Annotated in this window: 19 protein-coding genes and 3 pseudogenes; 16 read left to right on the forward strand and 6 right to left on the reverse strand. The window is 38.9% G+C overall.

The features are described from left to right. Positions 1-2: 2 nt before the first annotated feature. Both C9J35_RS06955 and C9J35_RS06960 read left to right on the forward strand, forming a co-directional pair. Positions 3-1058 carry an LLM class flavin-dependent oxidoreductase gene (locus C9J35_RS06955; protein WP_107923943.1) on the forward strand — a complete coding sequence of 352 codons (1056 nt, stop codon included), beginning with the start codon at positions 3-5 and terminating at the stop codon, positions 1056-1058. Positions 1059-1070: 12 nt separating this feature from the next. Beyond that, positions 1071-1635: pseudogene (locus C9J35_RS06960) on the forward strand (NADPH-dependent FMN reductase). 77 nt (positions 1636-1712) lie between these two features. On the opposite strand, the gene C9J35_RS06965 reads toward C9J35_RS06960, so the two are convergent. Further along, on the reverse strand, positions 1713-2738 hold the full coding sequence (locus tag C9J35_RS06965; RefSeq protein ID WP_054767509.1) for a DUF2332 domain-containing protein: 1026 nt from the start codon (positions 2736-2738) through the stop codon (positions 1713-1715). A 409-nt stretch (positions 2739-3147) separates the two neighbouring features. Here C9J35_RS06965 and C9J35_RS06970 point away from each other — a divergent pair, with 409 nt between their 5' ends. After that, positions 3148-3381, forward strand: coding sequence for a YuzB family protein (locus C9J35_RS06970; protein ID WP_107923944.1), 234 nt, complete (start codon positions 3148-3150; stop codon positions 3379-3381). 222 nt (positions 3382-3603) lie between these two features. On the opposite strand, the gene namA is transcribed toward C9J35_RS06970, so the two are convergent. Then, positions 3604-4614 carry an NADPH dehydrogenase NamA gene (gene namA / locus C9J35_RS06975; RefSeq protein ID WP_107923945.1) on the reverse strand — a complete coding sequence of 337 codons (1011 nt, stop codon included), beginning with the start codon at positions 4612-4614 and terminating at the stop codon, positions 3604-3606. Positions 4615-4659: 45 nt separating this feature from the next. Next, entirely contained in the window at positions 4660-5466 is an 807-nt protein-coding gene (proC, locus tag C9J35_RS06980; protein ID WP_107923946.1) for a pyrroline-5-carboxylate reductase, read from the reverse strand. A gap of 388 nt (positions 5467-5854) precedes the next feature. Here proC and C9J35_RS06985 point away from each other — a divergent pair, with 388 nt between their 5' ends. From C9J35_RS06985 to C9J35_RS07005, 5 genes and pseudogenes are all read left to right on the forward strand, one after another. Further along, entirely contained in the window at positions 5855-6802 is a 948-nt protein-coding gene (locus C9J35_RS06985) for an MBL fold metallo-hydrolase (RefSeq protein WP_107923947.1), read from the forward strand. Between the two features lie 7 nt (positions 6803-6809). Further along, positions 6810-7565: an SDR family NAD(P)-dependent oxidoreductase gene (locus C9J35_RS06990; protein ID WP_107923948.1), complete on the forward strand. Its 756-nt coding sequence runs from the start codon at positions 6810-6812 to the stop codon at positions 7563-7565. A gap of 331 nt (positions 7566-7896) precedes the next feature. Beyond that, a complete protein-coding gene (locus C9J35_RS06995) occupies positions 7897-9090 on the forward strand; it encodes an argininosuccinate synthase (RefSeq protein WP_107923949.1) in 1194 nt (397 codons plus the stop codon). Positions 9091-9298: 208 nt separating this feature from the next. Continuing rightward, on the forward strand, positions 9299-10696 hold the full coding sequence (gene argH / locus C9J35_RS07000) for an argininosuccinate lyase (protein ID WP_107923950.1): 1398 nt from the start codon (positions 9299-9301) through the stop codon (positions 10694-10696). A 200-nt stretch (positions 10697-10896) separates the two neighbouring features. Continuing rightward, positions 10897-11286: pseudogene (locus C9J35_RS07005) on the forward strand (carboxymuconolactone decarboxylase family protein). 536 nt (positions 11287-11822) lie between these two features. Here C9J35_RS07005 and C9J35_RS07010 read toward each other — a convergent pair. Further along, entirely contained in the window at positions 11823-12182 is a 360-nt protein-coding gene (locus tag C9J35_RS07010; RefSeq protein WP_107923951.1) for a winged helix-turn-helix transcriptional regulator, read from the reverse strand. Positions 12183-12289: 107 nt separating this feature from the next. On the opposite strand from C9J35_RS07010, the pseudogene C9J35_RS25045 reads away from it, so the two are divergent. The 6 genes and pseudogenes from C9J35_RS25045 to C9J35_RS07040 form a co-directional block, all read left to right on the forward strand. Then, a pseudogene (locus C9J35_RS25045) lies at positions 12290-13078 on the forward strand (SDR family oxidoreductase); the annotation flags it as partial. Positions 13079-13171: 93 nt separating this feature from the next. Further along, positions 13172-13639: a DUF5808 domain-containing protein gene (locus C9J35_RS07020; protein ID WP_107923952.1), complete on the forward strand. Its 468-nt coding sequence runs from the start codon at positions 13172-13174 to the stop codon at positions 13637-13639. A gap of 17 nt (positions 13640-13656) precedes the next feature. Continuing rightward, complete coding sequence (locus C9J35_RS07025) at positions 13657-14937, forward strand: alpha/beta hydrolase (protein WP_107923953.1); 1281 nt, start codon at positions 13657-13659, stop codon at positions 14935-14937. Between the two features lie 393 nt (positions 14938-15330). Next, positions 15331-17007 (forward strand): sensor domain-containing diguanylate cyclase, encoded by a 1677-nt coding sequence (locus C9J35_RS07030; RefSeq protein ID WP_107923954.1) that lies wholly within the window; start codon positions 15331-15333, stop codon positions 17005-17007. 545 nt (positions 17008-17552) lie between these two features. Then, a complete protein-coding gene (locus C9J35_RS07035; RefSeq protein ID WP_107923955.1) occupies positions 17553-17705 on the forward strand; it encodes a YpzG family protein in 153 nt (50 codons plus the stop codon). A 167-nt stretch (positions 17706-17872) separates the two neighbouring features. Then, on the forward strand, positions 17873-18235 hold the full coding sequence (locus C9J35_RS07040; RefSeq protein WP_235616222.1) for a cupin domain-containing protein: 363 nt from the start codon (positions 17873-17875) through the stop codon (positions 18233-18235). 14 nt (positions 18236-18249) lie between these two features. On the opposite strand, the gene C9J35_RS07045 is transcribed toward C9J35_RS07040, so the two are convergent. Then, positions 18250-18738: a GNAT family N-acetyltransferase gene (locus C9J35_RS07045; protein WP_193767064.1), complete on the reverse strand. Its 489-nt coding sequence runs from the start codon at positions 18736-18738 to the stop codon at positions 18250-18252. 69 nt (positions 18739-18807) lie between these two features. On the opposite strand from C9J35_RS07045, the gene C9J35_RS07050 reads away from it, so the two are divergent. Next, positions 18808-19236 carry an NUDIX hydrolase gene (locus tag C9J35_RS07050; RefSeq protein ID WP_054767517.1) on the forward strand — a complete coding sequence of 143 codons (429 nt, stop codon included), beginning with the start codon at positions 18808-18810 and terminating at the stop codon, positions 19234-19236. Between the two features lie 99 nt (positions 19237-19335). After that, positions 19336-20094 carry an alpha/beta fold hydrolase gene (locus C9J35_RS07055; protein ID WP_107923956.1) on the forward strand — a complete coding sequence of 253 codons (759 nt, stop codon included), beginning with the start codon at positions 19336-19338 and terminating at the stop codon, positions 20092-20094. 61 nt (positions 20095-20155) lie between these two features. Here C9J35_RS07055 and C9J35_RS07060 read toward each other — a convergent pair whose 3' ends face one another. Beyond that, positions 20156-21316, reverse strand: coding sequence for an aminotransferase class I/II-fold pyridoxal phosphate-dependent enzyme (locus C9J35_RS07060; RefSeq protein WP_107923957.1), 1161 nt, complete (start codon positions 21314-21316; stop codon positions 20156-20158).

Genomic DNA, 21316 nt, shown 5'->3' on the forward strand with positions numbered 1-21316 from the left:
TAATGGAAAAATATCGTATAGACCAATCAAAAGGGATTGAATTTGGACTTTATTCGTTAGGGGACCATATTCCAAATCCATTAACGGGTGAACGAATTTCTGCACAGCAACGTCTTCAAGAGCTAATCGAAGCAAGTCAATTAGCAGAGCAGGCAGGCATTGATGTATTTGGCGTTGGTGAAAGTCACCAATCGTATTTTACAACACAGGCACATACGGTCGTTTTAGGAGCGATTGCACAAGCAACGAAAAAAATTAAAATAGCAAGCTCTGCAACGGTGCTGAGTGTCTCTGACCCTGTACGGGTATATGAGGATTTTGCGACGATTGATTTAATTTCAGATGGACGTGCGGAAATTGTTGCGGGGCGAGGTTCTCGCGTTGGTGCATACCACTTACTTGGCGTCGATTTACAGGACTATGAGGAAATTTTTGAGGAAAAGTTGGAACTACTAAAAAAGATTAATGACGAAGAGCTTATCACTTGGGAAGGGCAATACCGTGCACCTCTTCACAATGCTCAAATTTTGCCACAACCGAAAGATGGCTCCCTGCCAATTTGGCGTGCGGTGGGGGGACCACCTGCCAGTGCCATTAAAGCAGGCTATATGGGTATCCCGATGATGTTAACAACATTAGGAGGGCCAGCCGTGAACTTTAAACCATCTGTTGATGCCTATCGTGAGGCGGCAGAACGAAGTGGTTTTGATGCACAAGAATTACCAATTGCTACAACAAGCTTATTTTATGTAGCTGACACAACAAAAGAAGCCTTACAAGGTATGTACCCACATATTAATGGTGGCTTCCAGGCAATTCGTGGCGGTGGCTATCCAAAGCAGCAATTTGCGCAAGCACCCGATACTCGTGATGCGCTGATGGTTGGTAGTAAAGAAGAAATTATCGAAAAATTACTTTATCAATATGAACTTTATGGTATGCAACGATTTATGGCACAAATTGATTTTGGTGGCGTTCCATACGACAAAATAATGAAAAACATTGAAATCATAGGCAATGATATATTACCAGCGATTAAAAAATATACAACAACATAAGGAGAACACAACATGAAAATCGTCGCACTAGCCGGTTCAATTGTCGGCTCTAAAACAAAAACAGCAATTAGTAAAGTGGTTGATACATTACATGAAAAATACCCCGAGCATGAAGTAACGTTATTGGATCTCGCTGACTACAATATGGCATTTAGTGATGGTCGAAACTATTTTGAGTGAGGGCGATACAAAATATGTGACCGAAACAATTATGGCAGCAGATGCATTAATCATTGGCACACCGACATTTCAAGCATCAATTCCTGCAACGTTAAAAAATATATTTGACTTACTACCTGTAAATGCCTTCAAAGATAAAACTGTGAGTACAGTCGTTACTGCGGGTACATCTAAGCATTATCTAATGGTTGAACAACAATTAAAACCGATTCTTGCATATATGAAAGCACATATCGTACCGACCTATGTATTTATAGAAGAAAAAGATTTTCTCCGTAAAGAAATTATCAACGATGATGTTCTTTTCCGCTTACAGCGTTTAGTGGAGGATACAGTTATGGTAGCCGATGCTTTCGCAGAAATTCGTGCAAAAAAAGATGCGGAGTATGGCTTTTAGAGGTGAAAGTATTTCTAATAGATTTTAATATAAAACAACGCTGCATGAGGAAAATCCACATGCAGCGTTGTTTTATATTAATTGTTTGCCCACGTAAACCACCGTGCATGACCGTCCGGTTGAGCCATTGTGCGAACTGTTGTTATTTCTGTTTGATGAATAAAGTCTTGATGCAGTTGGTAATCAAACAAATTATTATAACAATGATAAAGTGGTCTTTCCTTGCTTATTTCTTGTAAGCATTCTATCAATTCACGTCGTAACGCAATAGGTATTTGATTTGCAACATGTGTATGGTAGACAACCAAAATGGCTTGTTGATCAATTGTACTACTAATCTCTTTTATGACGTTAATGGCATCGCCTCTTAAAAGTTGTATATCAAGTCCTTTTAAAATAGGGATTGCTTTATTTAATATGGAACGCCGTTCATGATGTTCAGGCCAAATTAAAGCTTGTAGCCAACGAAGTTCTTCCTCATTATGGACATCAATTGGATGTAAATCAATGCCAATGCGCTGACCAACAACAATTGAATTACTAATGGAATGTGGTAATTCTTCACCTTGATTGTCCGAGGTTAACACTAGGTCACTAGCTGAATTTATTACAGATAATTTTCGATTATAAGTATAGTTATATTGATCCATGCCCAGCTGCAAGCCAGCACTTGCACCAATTTCTAGAAAAGCGAGCGGCTTTTGATGTTTTGCATAAATTTCTGTCATCATTGGATAAAGGTACGCACAGCGACGAATTTCATTTGTTTGCACAAGCTTTGCCTGCATGATAACCTTCAATTCATCTAAGTGAGAAAGTACGAACTTTTTAAAAACGGGATATACATGATCTGTCAGTTTCGATGTTGTTGTAAAGGACGGATAGAAGCCCGCTAATTCGTCTTCATTTGTTGCTAGCAAGTAGTGTACAGCTGCCAACAATAAATTAGGGACAGGTTGCCCTTGAGGTACATAACGTGCAATTGTCAATATTTCTTCGTCATCTGCAATTGTATAGGCCAAATGCCCGTAAAGTGGACTTGAGTTTTCACATTCATTTTTTGCGAAAGTACGGAACTGTTGGCTTAGTTTAGCTAGCATCATAGTTTCTCCCCTTTGTTTTAAAATGAACTCTCTAGTCTTAAGTGTATTATTGTTAAACAATTTAGTAAATTTAGTAGCTTGCATTAAAATTTCGAATTAAAATGAATACTGAGAGAATGGCGAACATTTTTGGTAGGAGCGTAAGGCGGCTTTGGCGGGAAAAGCAAGCGAACTGTGACCCTGGACTGAGCGTAACGAAGCAAGCGGATCGGTGCTTGCCTGCGGAAAGCCTCTGCCTGTAGTGGAATACCAATGTGATATGAACAATTACTATAATTTCTTTAATAATATTCGTCTTTATTGATATAATTTATTTGCACAATTTATTTAATCGTGTGGAAGCAAACGTCAAAGGGAGTGTAAATGATATGGTGTTTTCTTTTTTAAGAAAAATAAAGAGCCGCAACAATTGAAAAATAGAGTGGAGTTTTGCATAACGAACTTATCACTTGGTGCCGCAGATGCCTATGATGTATTAATGGAGCGACCAGATATTGAAATTGAAGAATCAGGCTGTACGTCTCATTGTGAAATTTGTGAGCAGGGTATTTTCGCGATTGTGAATGGTGAGGTAATTACGGCGGATGATGCTGAGACATTAGTGCAAGCAATAGATGAGGAAATTAAGCTAAATCCTCTTTGAGAGCACATTATAGCGGGTAGTGATGACGATGGATGATAGAAAAGGTACTAGAGTGTATTTACGAAAATCGAAGAAAATGACTGGCAGAGTTCATCAATACGTTTGTTAGGAGAATGGTTGTGAATGTCAACCTAGGTTGTTCTTATTAAAAGAGACTGTGACATGTAATTCATAAATCACAGTCTCTTTACTTTGTTAATGATCTGTAAAGAGGGTACTTAATTACCAACCTCTAATATATTGCACGGGTGGTGTCACTTCTTCGCCTAATTCCTTTGCAGCATGTAGTGGCCAATAGGGTTCACGTAATAGCACACGACCTAAAAAAATCAAATCAGCACGATTATTTTGTAAAATTTCCTCTGCTTGAATAGCGGTTGTTATAAGACCAACTGTACTTGTTGGCATATCAGCGCCTTGCTTAATGCTTTCAGCATGTGGCACTTGATAACCAGGAAAGACATGGATGTCAGCCTGTACGACGCCACCTGTAGAGACATCGACTAAATCGACACCCTGTGATTTCATCCAACGACTGAATACAATAAAATCTTCCATTGTAGTGCCATCTTCTGCATAGTCTTCAGCTGAAACACGAACGAGCAGCGGACCATTCCAAACACTACGAACAGCATCGATGACTTGGCGCAGTAAACGATAGCGATTCTCCTGTGAGCCACCGTAGTTATCGGTACGTTTATTTACTGCTGGCGATAAAAACTCACTAATTAAATAGCCGTGCGCTCCATGAATCTCAAGTGCATCAAAACCAGCTTTACTAGCCCGAATAGCTGCTTGTTTGAAGGCTTCAATAACTTTTTGGATATCTTCTAGGGTCATTTCAGTTGGTGTCTTATAAGCATCACTAAACGCAACGGCAGAAGGTGCAAATATTTCTCCATCGACTGTTGCTTTACGCCCAGCATGTGCAAGTTGAATCGCTGTTTTTGCTCCGTATGCTTTCATGCCGTCTACTAGCTGTGTTAAGCCAGCAATATGTGTATCATCCCAAATACCAAGGTCTTTGTTGGAGATGCGCCCTTCAGGTACTACACCAGTAGCCTCCACAACGATTAAACCTACTTGACCGGCTGCGCGTGTTGCGTAATGCACAACATGGAATGGCGTCACGAAGCCATCGTCCTGGGCAGAATACATACACATCGGCGCCATGACAATGCGATTTTTTAATGAAATATTTTGTAATTGATATGGTTTGAATAATTTAGTCAAAGCAAAGCCCCCTAATTCCTAGTTGTTAACTCTATTTTGCACAGATTATTTGCTTTTTGCAAGTGAACGAGATCGTGCTTCTGCTTCTTTGATGCATGCAGTAATGGCTTCATTAAATTTGTATTGTTCGAGCGCTTTAATGCCGGCATCAGTTGTACCGCCTGGGCTTGTTACTTTTTTACGGAGTACATTGGGTTCATCTAGGGATTGTTTTAGCATTTCAGCAGTACCAGCAAGTGTTTGCGTCATAAGAAGTCGTACAGTATCTTTTGTCAGACCCACTTCTGTCCCAACACGTTCAAAAGCTTCCATTAGGTAATAAATATAAGCAGGACCACTTCCAGAAAGCGCAGTAACCGCATGTAGCTGATCTTCTTCGACCTCGATGACTGACCCAACGGCCTCTAATAATTGTAGGAACATAGTACGGTGTTCGGCTGTAATGCGATCATTAAATGCTATGCCACTTGCTGACATCCCAATGGTTGCAGAAGTATTGGGCATGACACGTGCTACTGGGCGCAATCCTAAATTTTCTGTTATAGTGTTTATGGCAATCCCAGCTAAGATGGACAGGACAGCAGTGTGGGCGGAAATTTTAGGTTTTAGCTCTAGCATGGCTGCAATTGCATCCTTTGGTTTCATCGCTAATATGATTAAATCAGCTTGCATATAAATGTCATCATTCATCCTATAGTTCACGTTGTATGTGTTGTGTAAAAATTGTAGCCGTTCTTTATCTGAGCGATTGGTGACGTATATTTCTTGCGCTGTGAATACTTTCTGCTTTATCCAGCCTTGCATTAATGCTTCAGCCATAGAGCCTGCACCAATAAATAATATTTTTTTCATAAGAAAAACCTCCAGTTCAAAATAAAAAGCGCTCTCGTCCTCACATAGAAGGACGAAAACGCTGTCGTTTCCGCGGTACCACCTTTGTTTGCCAATTTTGGCACAACTCTTAGCCCTTTTATCGCAAGGGGGACGGTTATGTTGTCATAACTGCTCAGAAGTAGGTTCAGTAATGGGAGCGGGTGATGTTACTTGCAGCAAATGTAACATTCTCTAGAACACCTTTCACCACGACGTACTTGGCTTCTTCAACGCACATAAATAATTAGATTATTCAAAATTATATTGATAATACGTCAGCCTGTCAACAGATGGGTGACGAAAGAAAGAAAAACTTGTAAAATAAAATGAATCAGTATTCATTAGTAGCAGTAAGGGGGAAACAGCTTTGTCTATTCACAAAATCGAAATACCAACACCCTATGAAGTAGGAGATGTTAATGCATTTGTTGTCAAAGGGGATGCACTGACGATTTTTGATGTTGGTCCAAAAACAATGGAAGCATACGATGCTCTGAAGTGGGGGGTTCGGGCAGCTGGTTTTCAGTTGCAAGATATTGAACAGGTTGTGTTAACCCATCATCACCCAGATCATGCAGGCTGGGTGGATGCATTTCCGCATGCAGAAATTTTAGGGCATGCCTATAACGATAAATGGCTACGTCATGACGAAGAGTTTTTACGTTATCATGAACAGTTTTATAGTGAGCGTTTGTTTGAACATGGAGTACCTCATGAGTATATTCAACAGAGTGTCCATGTACGTCGTGAATTAGAGCTTGTAGGTGAACGACCGTTGACACAAATTTTAAATGACGGTGATGAAGTACCGGGACATCCTGGATTACAGGCGTTTGAAACATTAGGACATGCGCAAAGTCATTTTATTTTTTGGGATGAAAAAACACATAATGTTATTGGGGGAGACCTACTGCTTGAAAAGATTACACCTAATCCATTAATTGAACCACCATTAGATCGTTCAATAGGGCGCACGAAATCGTTACTGCAATATAATGCATCACTTGAAATTTTGCGCCAATTACCCGTCAAAACCATGTATACAGGGCATGGCGCAGATTTACAAAATATTCCGGATTTAATCGATAAGCGACTTGAACGCCAACATCTGCAATCGATGAAGGTCTTTGAGTTGCTTGATGATGATCAGTTAACAGTGGTACAAATGACACAACGATTATATCCATCGATTTTTCAGCGTATGCTTGGTCTAACGCTTTCTAAAACGCTTGGTCATTTAGACTACTTAGAGGCAATTAACCTTGTGACGTCTAAGAAAAATGATGAAGGTGTCTATCTGTTTAAACGAAAGTAGGTTATACATGAAAATGAATAAAAAGACAATCTTTGTTACTGGTGCGACTAGTGGTGTAGGATTGAAAATTACAGAATTATTAGTTGCACAAGGCCACTTGGTCTATGCTACAGGACGCAATGCAGTAGCCTTAAAAGCACTAGAACGATTAGGCGCTAACGTTATCCAAGCTGACTTAACAACACTTGCAGCAATTAACGAAGTTTGTGCACAGCTACCCCCGATTGATGTTGCGATTCTATCTGCAGGGGTCGGTAAGTTTGGCATTGCACCCGCATTATCTGATGAAGCTATCACTGAAATGGTCGAGCTCAATGTCAGTGTACCGATTTACTTAGCAAAACGTTTAGCGGCTTCTATGATAGAACGTGGACGGGGCCAGCTTATTTTCATTGGTTCCCAGGCAGGAAAAGTAGCAACACCAAAGGCTAGTGTTTACGCAGCAACAAAGCACGCGATCGTCGGCTTTACAAACGGCTTACGTATGGAACTGGCACCATTTAATGTCAAGGTTACTGCGATTCATCCTGGCCCGATTGACACACCTTTTTTAGATAAGGTAAGTGACGAAAGTGGTTATCGAGAGTCTTTAGGTAGGTTTCTATTAACACCTGAAGAAGTTGCACATGCGACGCTAAAAACCATTGAACGTCCTGTAAGAGAAGTGAATTTACCACGTATTATGGGTTTATCGAGTAAACTGTATGCTTTAGCACCAGCCACAATTGAATTTTTGGGTAAGCCATTTTTTAATAAGAAATAACTATAACAGCTTAGATGATGCCTTCCTTACTAGAGGAGTCGTTTCAATTGATTTTTGAGACGGCTTCTCTTTTTCGTTAGTAGATCATTTTTTTATATTGTATACATTAGCCTTGTCAGGAATTAATCGTATTTACGAGTAAAAATTTTTACTGTTCCAATAGTGGCTAAAATCTTGTATTAACTGACTTTTACGATTAAACATAAAAGTCTATTTTTTTATAAAAATACACTTGTTTTTATTTTTATAACATGTTACTATTCGTGTATAAACTTTTAAGTGAATGTATAAACATACATATCCTATAGAGCAATTGGAGGCGCATTTTTTCATGACAAATAAAAAAGTAGTATTAGCATACTCGGGCGGTCTTGATACTTCAGTAGCAATTCCGTGGTTAAAAGAGCAAGGTTGGGACGTTATTGCAGTTTGTCTCGATGTTGGTGAAGGAAAAGACCTAGAATTCATTAAAAACAAAGCACTTCAAGTAGGTGCAGTTGAATCATACATGGTGGATGCAAAGGACGAATTCGCAGAAAATTACGCACTGGTTTCTTTACAAGCTCATACTTGGTATGAACAAAAATATCCATTAGTATCAGCTCTTTCCCGACCACTTATTTCTAAAAAATTAGTGGAAATCGCCAACCAAGTAGGCGCGGACGCAGTGGCTCACGGTTGCACAGGTAAAGGCAATGACCAAGTTCGTTTCGAAGTGTCAATTAAAGCATTGAACCCAGATTTAGAAGTTTTAGCACCTGTTCGTGAATGGGGCTGGAGCCGTGACGAGGAAATCGAATACGCAGCGAAACACAATGTACCGATTCCTGCTACACTTGACTCACCGTTTTCAATCGACCAAAATCTATGGGGCCGTGCAAACGAAGCAGGCGTAATGGAAGATCCTTGGGTTGCACCACCAGAAGAAGCTTACGGTTTAACAGTTTCTGTAGAACAAGCACCCAATGAAGCACAATATGTAGAAATCGAATTCGTAGCTGGTAAACCTGTTGCTTTAAACGGCAAAGAAATGAAACTAGCTGATTTAATTCAAGAATTAAATGCAGTTGCTGGCGCACACGGTGTTGGTCGTATCGATCACGTCGAAAACCGTTTGGTAGGTATTAAATCTCGTGAAGTATACGAAATTCCAGGTGCCAAAGTACTGTTAACTGCTCATAAAGAGCTTGAGGATTTAACACTTGTAAAAGAATTAGCGCATTTTAAACCTATAATTGAGAAAAAATTATCTGAATTAATCTATGATGGTTTATGGTTCTCTCCATTACGTGATGCACTTGAAGCATTCTTAAAAGAATCACAACAATATGTAAATGGTACGGTGCGCGTGAAACTTTACAAAGGTCATGCAATTGTTGAAGGACGTAAATCGCCAAATTCTTTATACAATGAAAAACTGGCAACTTACTCAAAAGAAGATGCCTTCAACCATGCTTCAGCAGTAGGTTTCATCGAATTATGGGGCTTGCCAACAGTGGTTAACTCTTCGGTCAATAAAAAATAGTTAAAAAAACGAAGCATTCTGTTTATCTCCGTAACACTGCTTGCGCGCTCGAAGCGAAAAGTAACGTGGTATCACTTTCGCTTAAGGAAGCAAATCATGATGTGAGGGTTAGGCACTGGAGCTAGAAACAACGAAAATCTAGGTGTAGTGTAGCATATGCGCTGTACTGCACCTTTTCGATAAGTACTAAAGGAAAAGGTGAGCTGTTATGACAAAACTTTGGGGCGGACGATTCCAAAAATCAGCAGAAGCATGGGTTGATGAGTTCGGCGCATCTATCGGCTTTGACCAACAACTTGTAATGGAAGACCTGGAAGGTAGTGTCGCTCATGTTACAATGCTTGGGGAAACTGGAATTTTACCAGCAACTGACGTTGAGAGCATTCTTGGCGGCCTTGCACAACTGCAGGAGAAAGCAATTGCAGGTGAGCTTGAATTTAGCGTTGCGAACGAGGATATCCATTTAAACTTAGAGAAAATGCTGATCGATTTAATTGGCCCTGTTGGTGGGAAACTTCATACAGGTCGTAGCCGTAACGACCAAGTGGCAACGGATATGCATATTTTCTTGAAAAAACGTGTGCAGGAAGCTGTCGGCTTAATCGAGACATTCCAAAAAACGTTACTAGAAAAGGCGCAAGAGCATGTGGAAACAATTGCTCCTGGTTACACACACTTACAGCGTGCACAACCAATTTCGTTTGCCCATCATTTAATGGCGTACTTTTGGATGCTTGAACGCGATAAACAACGCTTTACGGAGTCTGTAAAACGCATTGATATTCTGCCTTTAGGCGCTGGAGCGATGGCAGGGACAACTTTCCCAATAGACCGTTTAAAAACTGCGGAGCTACTTGGCTTTTCTCAAGTGTATGCAAACTCAATGGATGCGGTAAGCGACCGTGATTTCATTGTTGAATTTTTAAGCAATTCTTCATTACTAATGGCACATTTATCGCGTTTTGCTGAGGAGATTATCCTTTGGTCAACAGATGAATTTAAGTTTATTGAGCTAGACGATGCGTTTTCAACTGGCTCTTCCATTATGCCACAAAAGAAAAATCCTGATATGGCAGAGTTAATTCGCGGAAAGACGGGCCGTGTATACGGTAACTTAATGGGCTTATTAACTGTGCTAAAAGGTACACCGTTAACGTACAACAAAGATATGCAGGAAGACAAAGAAGGTATGTTCGATACCGTGCACACAATTCTTGGCTCACTGAAAATCTTTGAAGGAATGGTACGCACGATGACTGTCAATACAGAGCGTCTGCACAAGGCAGTGCACTCTGACTTCTCCAATGCCACGGAACTTGCAGACTACCTTGCAACAAAAGGAATGCCTTTCCGTGAAGCACATGAAGTAACTGGCAAACTAGTCTTCACTTGTATTCAAAAGGATATCTATTTATTGGATTTACCAATTGAAGATATGAAAAAAGAAAGTGAGCTTATCGAGGCAGATATTTATGATGTGCTGGCACCAGAAGCGGCTGTTCGTCGTCGTCATTCATTAGGTGGTACAGGCTTTGATCAAGTAAAAATCCAAATCGAAAAAGCCAAAGAGTGCCTGGCACACACACAATTTACACACAATTCTTAAATTTGCGTGCATGTCCTCGTGACTTTTGCATAGAACTTCATTAAAGCTGTCCAGTGAGACACTATGAACAAACCATTTCCTTTTTCGCAGGAGCCAGAGGGTGAAACGAAAAAGAGCACCTTACATATGTGAAGGACAATCCCCCATTCTGGAGACGCGGAATTGGGGTTTTTGTATATAAAATTTGGGAGGGATAATAAATGGGGGAACGTTTTACAAAGGGGTTAGCAACGATTAAACAATATATCACAGAAGAAGAAGCAACTCGCTTGGTAGATTCAGATACACTCGCTGATATAGCGCCAGATTTACGCAAGATGATTATTGAGTTTGCTTATGGTGATGTCTATTCACGACCAGGACTCGAGGCCAAAAGTCGCGCGCTTGTCGTGATTACAGCGGTTGTTACACAAGGTGCTGAACCATAAACAAAAACACATATTAAAAGAGGCTTGCATGCAGGTTTAACACCGACAGAGATTGTGGAAGCACTGCTGCAATTAGTGCCATACATTGGCTTTCCACGTGTGCAAAATGCATTAAAGATGGCTCAGCAAGTTTTTCAAGAAAAGCAGCTCAAGGTAAACTAATAGCACGAGTCAAAGAACTTCATGTTGTTTCTCATAGCGATTTTCGCAAATAACACAGCGATAACTCGCGGAAATTTTATGAGAGTACCATTAAATTTAACCATTCTATGTATAGCTTTATGAACTACAGCCCATACTGTTAAAGGTTACACTTATTCATCTATTATGATGAGGAGGATGCAGAATGAGTAGTCATACACCAGTAGACAAAGAATCTCAGGAAAGTCCGCCACAACTGTATAAGGTGGAGCTTCAAAAAACTCAATGAATTGGTAATACAGAGTTTACTCTGTATTGCTATATCTTGAGGTCTGGAGCAGAAGCCAAACAGTAACAATAATTAGAGGCAATAAGTGTCCTCGGACCCAGAATGATTCTGGGTCTTTTTTTATGCCAAAATTGTAAAGTGACAAAAAGTTAATTCATTTACTAAAAGAGGGTAAGGTATGCTACTCAATAATCGGATCATTTAATTGACTAAGATGTATGAATAAATACCTTATAACATACATACGACAAGGCTCTACTATAACTTTTTATTCCTTTTGTTTTTTCTCCATATAGTTTTTACCCCACTCGCCCATAATGTCTAATACAGGTATAAAGTTTTTCCCTAGTAATGTTAGTGAGTATCCTACTTTCGGAGAAACTTCTTTATACACTTCTCTGTGAACCATTCCGTCTTCTTCCAATTCTCTCAATTGTCTTGTTAATATGCCTTTTGAAATGCCTGGTAACAACCTTTGAAGTTCGTTAAATCTTCTTGTTCGCCGACTTAGATACCATAAAATAATAATTTTCCATCTTCCAGCGATTACATTTTGAGTAAGTGTCAAAGAGCATACTTCTTCTTGTTCTTCATGAGGTGGTTCACCTTGAAATTTAAATCGAGCCATTGTTTGAATTTCCTCTCTTTCGCAATGGTACTTTTTTTGTGACTATGGATTTAGTTTATACCTAAGCTTCATAATGCCATATAAAAAATTAATTGGGGGACAAGGAAATGAAAATATTAGTTACAGGTGCCACAGGACAATTAGGGGCAAAGGTTGTAGAAACACTATTAAAAACTGAACCAGCCAGTGAGTTGGCTGTAAGTGTTCGAAATCGAGAGAAAGCAGAGGGATTGCGAGCTCGCGGCGTGGAAGTTCGACACGGAGATTTTGATCAACCGAAAACATTAGATGCTGCTTTTTCAGGGATTGATCAGGCTTTTCATTACTTCTACATTCGGGGATAATGAAACAGTGATGAGACATCATACGAATGCCTTAGCTGCTGCCGTGCGTGCTCAAGTAAAATTTATTGCTTATACTAGTATAACAAATGCAAGTGACGGCAAATTTTTCCTTGCTTCATCACATAGAGCTAGAGAAGAAGCTATTTTGAAAACAGGTATTCCTTACTCATTTTTACGTAACAATTGGTATGTTGAAAATGAAATTGGAGGCATACAAGGCGCGATAGCAGGAGCACCTTGGGTAACATCCGCAGGAACGGGAAAAGTAGGCTGGTACTTCGACAGGATTTAGCGGAGGCAGCAACAAATGTATTGATTGGGCATGGACACGAGAATACCATTTACGAACTTTCCGGTAAGCCAATGACTCAAGTGGAATTAGTAGCTGCTCTTGGAGATGTATTAGGGGAAGAAATCCTTGTACAACAAGTCGATGATGCAACTTATACCGACATTATGAGAGGCGCAGGGATGCCAGAAGCCTATCTTCCTATGCTCGTCAACACGCAAAAAGGTATTCGAGACGGTGGATTAGAGATACAAAGTAACGATTAGCGTTGGACAGAAAAAACGAGGATATCAGTTATAGAGCTACCATTACTTTTGCTTGGCATTCAACTGACGTATTTAATTTTAGGGGTAGGTATGAAAAGTGCCAAAATACAATTGAGTGCACAGGAAAAGAAAGCATCTGCTGAGCGAGAACTTCATCAGCGAAAATATGGGAGTTGGTATTTAACTGCAATTAATTTAGGTATGACGATTTTATTTGTCGTTTTACAATATTCTTCCATCATTTTGCAAAATGAAACAGCTTCTTATTTCTTCCCTCTTTTTATCGGTTTCATGATATTAACATTTGGTGGGCTACTGCTCTTAATTTGGAGAATCAGTAAAAGTAACGAGCGTTTTGAGACGATCCATACAAATGAATCTGTCCCAGGGGATGATCGATACTGGAAGTGGGGTATTTTTTACATAAATAAAGATGATCCAGCGTTACTTATACAGAAGAAATTTGGTGTTGGCTGGACAGTTAATTTTGGGAATAAATGGAGTTTTGTCATTATACTTCTTATATTGTTACCTATATTTTTAATTATTTTTATATAAGTAAGGGAGGAAATGGTATGAAAAAACTTTTAGTCGTGTGTTTCGTAGCGTTGTTATTAGCAGCCTGTACGCAAAAGGACAAGGAAACACAGGTCGATAAAACAAAGGAGAACAATGATATGAATGAACAGCTGTTAGGAAAATGGGCAGGCGATATTGAAATTCCAAACGGCACGCTATCAATTGTAGTGGACTTACAACAAGAAGGTGGGACATTATCGGTACCCGCGCAAGGTTTGAAAAATTATCCAATTAACAGTGTGAAGTATAATGGCGATCAAGTAAAAGCCGCTATTAATTTAAATGGCTCAGCTATTGAAATTGTAGGTACATTAAAAGGACAGCAAATCGAAGCTACTTTTAACCAAAACGGTGGCAAGTACACGCTTTTATTAAAACCTTACGAAGAACAGCCAGTATCCTACGAGACAATCACTGTTCCTGTCACAAAGGGTGATTTAACCGTGGCGCTTCAAAAGAGCACTAAGGAACCATCACCAGTGGCGCTAATTATAGCAGGTTCTGGTCCGACCGATAAGGATGGTAATTCAGTGATTGCTGGTAAAAATAATAGTTTAAAAATGCTTGCCGAAGAATTAGTAAACAAAGGTGTTGCCACTGTCCGATTTGATAAGCGTGGTGTTGGTGATAATCAATCCCTGTTGACAAAGGAAGAGGATGTGTCAATCGATCAATTTGTAGATGATGCTGTTCAAGTTATTCAAACTCTTTTAGCAGATAAAGCCTATTCCAGCGTTCATATTATTGGGCATAGTGAGGGCTCGCTAATCGGCATGCTCGCTGCCCAAAAAGCAAATGTGGATTCTTTCATATCAATTGCAGGTGCAGGTAGACCAATTGATGAAATATTAGTTGAGCAATTAGCAGGTCAGTTAACGCCAGCATTAACGGAGGAAACAACGAATATCCTTCGTGCGTTAAAAAAAGGTCAGTTAGTAGAAAATGTTTCTCCAGAACTACAAGCATTGTTTAGACCTTCTGTACAACCATATATGATTTCTTGGTTAAAGTATCATCCAGCTAGCGTGCTACAAAAATTGACTAGCCGCGTATTAATTATTCAAGGAACCACCGATATACAAGTGAAAGCGACAGATGCTGAAGCATTAAAAACCGGAAGAAAAGATGCCGAACTTTTATATATCGAAGGTATGAATCATGTTTTGAAAACTGCACCAGCAGATCGTGAAGGCAATTTAGCGACATATGCAAATCCCACTTTGCCACTACATCAAGACTTATTACCTGCCATTCATAAATTTATTGTGAATGAGTAGCGGGAATTTCAAAATAACAAAACCAACAAGCATGCTCACGGTGCATTGTCTAAGCATGCTTTTTAAAGTAAATCTAGTTGCCAAGAGCGCTATTGCAAAAAAGACAAAAGCAGTCATACACTCTGTTAAAATCGCTTCATTCAATATTTTGCTTCTCCTATGAAAGACTTTTAGAGCGAATCTGCACATCTTCAGTCGGATTTACGTTATTAAAAATAGTACCTTTAGTAACAGCTATATTTATGACAATCCTGCAAATTTTACTGTAATAAAAATGACGAATTATTAACTTTCTCACTGCCACAATCATTAGGTTGTGGTATTTTTAATGTGAAGAATAAAAATTCCGAACAATTTAGGAAGATATGTTTAGTATTTTGTGGAGGGAAAAGCTTGAAAATTTTAGGGAAGCTTCAACAGCAGAATACGATAAAAAGTCAACTTCGCAGAGGGCATATTGTTATTTCTTTCATCATTAGTCTATTTATTTTTATTCCTACGCTTTTTATCGAATATCAGCAAACCATAAAACATCAGAATGAAGAGATGGCAAATTACTTAGACGCACAAACCTATTTTTTTGAAAGCTGGTTAATGGAGCGATCAAGAGATGTACATACAATGGCTAATTTAGATTTTGTTAGAGGTACCAATTTTGAAAAATCTCAGAGTTATTTTCAAGATTTTAAAGAACAAACAGAGTTTGCTGATTTAATCTTTGTCAATAGGGAAGGTATTGTACAGTTCGATACAGTTACCGAGTATCGTAGAAATGGTGTAGGTGTTAATGTAAATGATCGTAAGTACTTTCAAGTCGCTAAGGAAACGAAACAGCAATATATAACGGATATTCTTATTAGTAAAGTAACAAATCAGCCCATTATTGCGTTCGCTTCACCTATTTTAGATGAGCAACAGCAATTTAATGGTGTTGTTTTTGGAACCGTCAATTTACATACAATCGACGAGCTGTTACAAGAATCAAGAGTTGGCTTTTTAGGGCATGCCTATATCGTGAATCAAGATGGCACATTACTTACCGAACTCGCATCCAATAATAACAAAAGATCTCCAAATGAAACGAAGCATGATGTGTTTAAGCAAAATTTTATGATCGATGAGCATATTCTTACGGCAGCTCAGCATCATTCGACACAATCACTCACTATCTATAAAGATAAAAAGGGCGAATGGGTGCTGGCTAAAAGCAAGCCTATCAATCAAGGAAAATGGTACATTATTTCAGAAGTCGCAGTGTTGGAAGCGTATTTGCCATTGCTAAAAAGATTGGCCCTGTTAGCAATCTGTATTTTATTAGGCACATTTTTCACTATTAAAATCATGTTACTTATCAATAAAAGTATCGAGGAGCCGATTCAGCAATTGCTTAAAGGAGTAGGCAAGGTGGAACAAGGACACTACGATTATAAAATTAATGAACATCAGATGGCACCTTATGCCAAAGAGTTTCAGGAGCTTTGTTCGTCGTTCAATGAAATGAGCGCTAAAGTGAAGGCAGACACCATTTTATTGAGGGAACTTTCTATCACCTGCCAGCTGACGAAGTTATATAATCGTCGTTATCTAATTGAGCAAGGCGAGCATGTTTTTCAGGAATGTGTAGAAGCGCAAAATCCCTGTTCCTGTATAGCTATTGATATCGATTTTTTCAAAAAGGTAAATGATTCATATGGACATCTTATTGGTGATGAGGTGTTAAAGCATGTTGCAAAACGAATAGCAGAATCCATGCGAAGTATAGATATTGTAACAAGATATGGTGGAGAAGAATTTGTCATTTTATTGCCAATAACCACATTGGAAAGCGCTGTAAAAATAGCAGAAAGTATCAGAATAAACGTTGAAGAGCATCCATATAAGATGGCTGACCAATTGATTAAAATTACAGTGAGTATTGGCATTGCTGAATATACTATAGCTAGGGAAATAGCAACGTTTTATGAACTGATTGATAAAGCGGATCAAGCACTTTATGTGGCAAAAGAAAGTGGTCGAAATCAGCTGAGAGTTTGTGATAGAGCTGGTAACTTTACCGAGCATATAATTTGAAGGGATGTTTGCGGGCATCGAGGTCTTAAAAAATAAATTAGACTTTTTAGAGCGTCTACAGGCAAAAGACAAGATGTACGCTATGACAAACATTGCGTACTATTTTGTAGTGTGTAAAAAACGACGAAGAGAAAATGGCGGAGTCAATCATACATTATGTTTATATGGATGACGTGATGATAAAAGTGCTTCAACCGTTAAAAAGGGTAATGTTTATATGTATGGTGAATTTGACGACGAATTTGTAATGGAAGATCCATACTATTTAGAACTTCAACTTGAAACGATTGTTAATATTCTCTTGCAAAAAAAGTAAACCAATAAAAAAGAATGTGCATGCCTTTTACGCTTGTAAGCATCTGTTAGTGAATCAAAAAAAGATGCTCTAAAACGATGAGAATTGGTGATGAAAGGCAGTTTAAATCGATAGAGACCTTGCCGGGATTAGCTATTTTGTAAATAAATGTATGTATAATAATTATAGAATGTGGTCATTATAATACAGATTTCACTTATGAAATCTATAATGATGAGGAGGATGTAAAATGAGTAGGCCTGAACATTTAGACCCCAAATCTCAAAAAATCCACCGCAACTGGACAAGGATTAAGCATTCGAAGTCTCAAGTAAATGGTGAAACGGAGATTACTCTGCATAACCGTATCTTGAGAAGTGAAGCGAAAGCCCGACAGTTTTAATCATGCTAGAGAATTAAGTGGTATCGAGTCCGGAAATATTATTTCCGGGCTTTTTTAATTTGTCTAAAAATTTCTGGTGTTAAAAATAAAATTATTACTAAATAAGTAAAATTACAGTAGTTATTGATAATTTTTGATAAACTAAAATTAGATGAGCGAAATATAAATTGGGCGAGTTTCATATGGAAATTTATAAATTTACGATGGATGATGGCAAGACAATCGACAATTATAACTCGGTTGCTGCTTTCTATACTAAAATAATGAAAACAGTAGAGCCAACCAATATTGGTTTGGTTTACATAGAGCCTGGTGGTGTTATCGGACATCATGAAGCACCAGTGGCGCAATTATTTGTAGTAATTCAGGGCGAAGGATGGGTAAGTGGCGAAGATCGTAAGAAAATATTATTAAGAAATGGTGAAGGCGTCCTCTGGCAAACTGGGCAAGGGCATGCGTCAGGAAGTGACACCGGATTAACAGCTCTAGTTATTCAAGCAAAGCACATAGAAATTCCATCGATAAAGTGAAATGAAAAATAGGTTTATCGAGGGAATAATAATGCCATGCGAATGGTCTTTAAGACATGACCATCAAACAAATCATCAAATTCCTCTACAAATTGAAAGCCCTTTGCTTGATAAAAGCGCATAGCAATTGTATTTTCTTTTTCTACACACACTGTGAGCGTGGTTGGATTCTCTAACTGTTGAATACCGTTTTCCAGCAGAGCTGTACCGATACCTTTATGTTGCATATTTGGAACAAGGTAAATAGCGAAAAGCTCAGCCTGTCCGTTGTTCGTTTTTGAAAAGTTTGCAAAGCCGACTAATGACTCGTCAAGTACAGCGACTAAAAAGGAGCTTTTTTGGCGTCGTTTTAATAAACTTTCTTTACTATAAGCAATTTGTAAAAAACGCTCTTGTACCTTTTTTGGAATAATTCCTTCATATGTATCATGCCAGCTACTCTTGGCAATTTCTTGCACAAAAAAGATGTCTTCCTCTCGCATCTGTCGTATAATTAATGTCAATACTTTTCACCTACAGTTCCAAATTTTATATTGATTGTAACATACAACCATGTGGAAGGGGATGATCTCATGCAAGTTTTGGAAAAGGCGTATGGCTATATTACGAGAGAGCGTGAGGGACGGTTGCAAGTGCTAGTATTTGAGCAAAATATGAATGGAGCGGGTATTCAAATTCCTAACGGCACTGTAGAAGAAAGGGAAACACCACTTGAGGCAGTAGCTCGAGAAATGTTTGAAGAAACTGGTTTGACGTATTTAGCGGTTAAGGAATTAATTGCACAGGACTATTACAATCACTATTCAGGCGCTTTACAAAAACGCTATTTTTATCACTTAACGACGAATGAGCAGCGTGATAGTTGGCAACATTGTCCAACAGGTGTGAATGAAGCAGACCTGGAATTGACGTTTTACTGGATAGAGGATGAGCATGATGTGATACTTGCGCAGGGGCATGGAGATTATCTATATCGTGTATTAGCAAGGGTGAAAAATTAATAGATTTATATATCCCTCTTTTAATATGGTTGAAGCACATTAAATAGGGGGTTTTTTGTGTTAGAAGTAAGTTGCACAACATAAATAGGGGGAGAAACTATGGCTGTTTATTTTAAAGAATATGGTGACAGATCTGCTCCACTCATGCTGTTTTTACATGGAGGAGGAGTCAGTGGGTGGATGTGGGAACAACAAATTCAGCACTTTGCTCCACACTATCATTGTGTTGTACCTGACTTACCAGGCCATGGCAAGAATTACAAAGATACATACTTTTCAATAGAAAACACCGCAGAAAAGATGATCCAGCTAATTGAAAAAGTTGCTGAGGAACGAAAAATAATTGTTATTGGCTTTTCACTAGGTGCTCAAATTCTCGTGCAATTATTAAGCATGAGACCTAACTTGGTAGATTATGCAGTAATTAATAGTGCTTTAGTAAGGCCAATGTCATTGATGAAAAAATGGATTGGGCCAACTGTCAAACTAACTTCACCACTAATCGCAATCAGGGCATTTTCAAAAATTCAAGCGAAGACACTTTACATACCTGCAGAAAAATTCAATCAATATTATGAAGAGAGTCGCCAAATGCGACAACATACATTAACACGTGTTCTGGAAGAAAATTTGTCGTTTGCCATTCCTGAGAACTTTAAACATGTAGAGACTCATATGTTAGTTATTGTGGGTGAAAAAGAAAAATCAATGATGAAAAAATCCGTTATGGACTTACTGAATAGCAACAGTAATTGTGTCGGGATGCTCGTTGCTGATATCGGTCACGGTTTTGCATTAGCAAGTCCGGCATTTTTTAATGAGACGATTGACAATTGGTTGCAGGATTCCTCAAGCTAATCAATTTTTATTTACCTAGCAACAAATTAACACCGCATCTCAGCGAGAGATGCGGTAATTTTTATGCCTTTGCAGCAATTTCTAATGCTTGTGAGAAGTCTGCGATTAGATCATCAACATGTTCTAAACCCACTGAAAAACGTAAAAGGCCGTCTGTTATGCCACGTTTTGCACGTTCATCAGTTTCCATTGCGGCATGACTCATTTTCGCTGGATAGGAAAGAATGGATTCAACACCCCCGAGGGATACAGCGAAAACAGGAATTTTCATGGCCTCTACTAGTGCCTTAGCTGCTTCATAATTCGGTAGGCGGAACGATAATACAGCACCTGCACTTGTACACTGGCTCTGATGAATAGCATAGCCAGGATGCGATGCAAGCCCTGGATAATATACTTGTTCAACTAGTGGATTAGCATCTAAAAATAATGCAATTTTCTGTGCAGATTCACTAGAACGACTAAAGCGTACATCCGTTGTTTTCATATTTTGAAGTAAAGTAAAGGAATCCTGTACACCTAAAATATTACCAAATGAATTTTGAATAAAGTATAAGTCGTTGCCTAACTGTTCGTCAGCAGTGACAGTTAATCCAGCAATAATATCCGAGTGTCCCGATAAAAACTTCGTGGCACTGTGAATGACAACGTCTACACCTAAATCTAGTGGTCGCTGGTGCAAAGGAGTCATAAATGTATTATCTAAAAATGTTAAACATTTATGTTGTTTCGCCAGAGCTACTACACCCCGAATATCTGTTATACCAAGTGTTGGGTTGGAAGGTGTTTCCATATACAATAACTTTGTCGTAGGTGTAATTGCTGCCTCCACCGCAGCTAAATCCGTAAAATCAACAAAGGAATGTGAAATGCCGAAACGCGGCAACACTTTTGACACGAAGCGGTACGTTCCTCCATAAACATCCTCGGTTATAACGATGTGATCGCCTTGTGATAGTAACATTAACGCTGCAGAAACTGCTGCAATACCAGAGGCAAAGGCATGTGCACGAACGCCACCCTCAAGCTCTGCGACAGCTTTTTCTAAAGCATCACGTGTAGGATTACCAGAACGAGCGTAATCGAATTCACCGAACGCATCGATACTTTCTTGGTGAAATGTTGAGGATACATACAGTGGTACATTAACAGCACCTTTTTTATTTTCATAACCATCACGCACACCTGCATGGATAAGTGCTGTTTCGATATGTTGTGTCAT

The organism is Lysinibacillus parviboronicapiens (assembly GCF_003049575.1).
Classification (GTDB): Bacteria; Bacillota; Bacilli; order Bacillales_A; family Planococcaceae; genus Lysinibacillus; species Lysinibacillus parviboronicapiens.

Coding starts and splice junctions, on each gene's coding strand:
- C9J35_RS06995 (WP_107923949.1), top strand. CDS start 7,897: ATGACAAATAAAAAAGTAGTATTAGCATACTCGGGCGGTCTTGATACT.
- C9J35_RS07025 (WP_107923953.1), top strand. CDS start 13,657: ATGAAAAAACTTTTAGTCGTGTGTTTCGTAGCGTTGTTATTAGCAGCC.
- argH (WP_107923950.1), top strand. CDS start 9,299: ATGACAAAACTTTGGGGCGGACGATTCCAAAAATCAGCAGAAGCATGG.
- proC (WP_107923946.1), bottom strand. CDS start 5,466: ATGAAAAAAATATTATTTATTGGTGCAGGCTCTATGGCTGAAGCATTA.
- C9J35_RS07010 (WP_107923951.1), bottom strand. CDS start 12,182: ATGGCTCGATTTAAATTTCAAGGTGAACCACCTCATGAAGAACAAGAA.
- C9J35_RS06965 (WP_054767509.1), bottom strand. CDS start 2,738: ATGATGCTAGCTAAACTAAGCCAACAGTTCCGTACTTTCGCAAAAAAT.
- C9J35_RS07060 (WP_107923957.1), bottom strand. CDS start 21,316: ATGACACAACATATCGAAACAGCACTTATCCATGCAGGTGTGCGTGAT.
- C9J35_RS06990 (WP_107923948.1), top strand. CDS start 6,810: ATGAAAATGAATAAAAAGACAATCTTTGTTACTGGTGCGACTAGTGGT.
- C9J35_RS07055 (WP_107923956.1), top strand. CDS start 19,336: ATGGCTGTTTATTTTAAAGAATATGGTGACAGATCTGCTCCACTCATG.
- C9J35_RS07020 (WP_107923952.1), top strand. CDS start 13,172: ATGAAAAGTGCCAAAATACAATTGAGTGCACAGGAAAAGAAAGCATCT.
- C9J35_RS07050 (WP_054767517.1), top strand. CDS start 18,808: ATGCAAGTTTTGGAAAAGGCGTATGGCTATATTACGAGAGAGCGTGAG.
- C9J35_RS07035 (WP_107923955.1), top strand. CDS start 17,553: ATGAGTAGGCCTGAACATTTAGACCCCAAATCTCAAAAAATCCACCGC.
- C9J35_RS06955 (WP_107923943.1), top strand. CDS start 3: ATGGAAAAATATCGTATAGACCAATCAAAAGGGATTGAATTTGGACTT.